The sequence below is a fragment of the Paenibacillus baimaensis genome (genome assembly GCF_025567575.1).
In genome coordinates this window covers 1-2,031 of record NZ_JAOQIO010000027.1, presented here as the reverse complement: position 1 = coordinate 2,031, position 2,031 = coordinate 1, and the positions used below count along the sequence as shown (strand labels likewise).

Here is a 2,031-nt window from a genome sequence, read left to right as displayed (position 1 = left end):
TGTCTGGATAACCGTTTATCGCGCCGAGTTTCACCAGTTCCCGCACGTTCGATTCGTACCATTGCCCTTTGATATCGGCAAAGTCCGCTTCATTTGTTTGCGGCTGCTCGGTCTTCGCTTTATCCCATGCTAGAACGGCAAATTTCGTAAAATGGTTCACCGATCCGGATGCTGTCCCGTTCGCTTCGTCGACTTTCAAGCTTTCTAATGACATCCATTTATGGGTTTGTTCGTTCAGCCAATATACTGCCGTCAATTTCGCAGAGTCCACCTTCGTCTTGTCGAAAGGCAGCGTAATAACGACCGGCTTGCTAAATTCACCGTCCTTGTCTTTCTTGATCTCGTACACCTGGCTAACCAATTGTAAGGCGCTGTCCATCGGCAGAATCGAGGTGTCGCTCACGATATCTACCGTAATTTGAATGTTGCTATCCATCGCTCCGGCGGGAACTTCGATTGTGGCTCCGTTCAATGTTGTCTTTCCCCCGCTGGTAGCCGAGATCGTTGCGGAGTTGGTTGCGGCACTGCCGCCTCCACCGCCTCCACCGCTGGTTACGTTGTTGCTCGTTGAGTCGACCTGCGTGTAGCTGACAAATTGGGTAAAGTGTTTAGTCCAAATGACAAGGTCACTGCCAATCATCATTTTGGCGTCTCCACCTGCGGCAATCTCGTGGTCTGCCGCTGCTTGGGTGTCCGCGGTTACTGTGCCCGTGATCTCGGTAAACACGCCGTTTCGGACGAAGCCGGCCTTTTTGCCCCCTTGGTTTGGGATGAGCAATCGCACTGCTCTGTCGAACGTTAACGATACCTCCGTCGATCCGACTTCAATGACGGCGCTCACGATGCCATGATTGATCGTTACGCTGCTGTTGCTTAGCACTTGCGGGAGCTTGATCGTGCCGTCCCAATTGCCGGGAGCCGTAATTTTCGTTCCGTCTGGAATCATTATACTTACATTGCCCAGAGTGGTAGCCGCTTGCACTTCCACTAACGGGAGCATCGCTTCTTTGCTCGATCCTGCCATTGTTGTTGCAACCGCAATCTCGGCATTCGTTACGCTCGCAGGGACGGTAATAGATACAGGTTTAGTCGTCACCTGAATCGGTGCAGTAGAACTGGCCGTTATCGCTTCGGCTCTAGACACGTTCACGGTATACGTCTGCATGGTCTTTCCGTCTTGAGCCGTCACTGCCACGGTGATCCGAGTGTTACCCACGTTCAGGTTGATCGCCCCCGACGCTTGTCCGCTCGTCACTGCTGTCCCGTTCACCTTCACTTTTGCGTTGCTATCCGATACTGTTGGCGTCACGATCACCAACGTTACACCGTTCGCTACGCTCGCTGTGTAGGAAAATGTACCCGGATCAAACGACGGACTCAACGTTATTCCGGATACGGCCATACTGCTCAGATTCGCATTACTGGATGCGCTCGGTGTTGCGGCCATCGGTGTTGCGCTGACTTCGTTGGAGTAGTTGCTGCTATTTCTTCCCGCGTTACTCGCCTTTACTGCGAAATAGTAGGTCGCGCCGTTCGTCAGCCCCGTTGCCGTGTAGCTGTAGGTCGCGCCGCTCACTGTCACTACGGGGGTTAATCCATAGGTGCCGGAAGCTGTTCCCTCATAGACATTGTAAGCGACTGTTTCTGATACGCCGTTCCAAGTTAACGCAATTTGTCCATTCCCAGCTATTGCTGTAAGCCCCGTAGGCGCCAAAGGTGCTGAAATCACGGCCCCATTGACGGTCAACTTGGCTACGTTGCTTGTTGCTGTTGCTGTTTGACTGCCGGTCGCGCTGTTGTTGGTGTTCGTCACGACGCAGAAGTAGTACGTCGTCCCGGCAGTTGCGGTCGGTACTATNCCGCGCCGCTGATGAGTGTGCCACCGCTATTGCTGCTGGTCGTGTTGCTGTACCACTGGTAGCTAAGCGAGGTTCCACCGCTAGCCGCAACGGTCAGGGTGGCGCTGCCCCCCATGTTTACCGTTTGATCCGTCGGCTGCGTGCCGATGCTCGGCGTCGTCGCGTTGGTCAA

At 54.0% G+C, this 2,031-nt stretch carries 2 protein-coding genes; both read right to left on the bottom strand.

All coding sequences use genetic code 11. The features are described 5' to 3' along the window. Window positions 1-1,813: cadherin-like beta sandwich domain-containing protein (locus OB236_RS10675; RefSeq protein ID WP_262683983.1), on the bottom strand; the 1,813-nt coding region annotated here is incomplete at its 3' end. Between the two features lie 41 nt (window positions 1,814-1,854). After that, window positions 1,855-2,031, bottom strand: coding sequence for an immunoglobulin domain-containing protein (locus OB236_RS39935; protein ID WP_332843724.1), 177 nt, complete (start codon window positions 2,029-2,031; stop codon window positions 1,855-1,857).